Raw genomic sequence first — 265 nt, forward strand, 5'->3', positions numbered from 1 at the left:
GGGAACCATTATTTGAAGGAACAAGCTATGGGTTTCGACCCGGACGCTCAACCCTCGATGCAATTGGCAGAATATTTGTCGCGATTAATCAAGGGGGATACTACGTCCTCGATGCCGATATTGCCAAATGCTTTGACCAGATTGACCATGAATACCTGCTATCCAAACTTCATTGTCCAACGACCATTAGGCGCAATATCAGACAATGGTTAAAAGCCGGGGTTATTGACAATGGTGTATTTGACGACACGAAAGCCGGGACACC

At 46.4% G+C, this 265-nt stretch carries 1 protein-coding gene; it reads left to right on the plus strand.

All coding sequences use genetic code 11. The features are described from left to right. The coding region (locus AC0QHF_RS09260; RefSeq protein ID WP_324703918.1) for a reverse transcriptase domain-containing protein at positions 1–265 on the plus strand (265 nt) is incomplete at both ends.

Source organism: Lyngbya sp. CCY1209 (genome assembly GCF_055795065.1).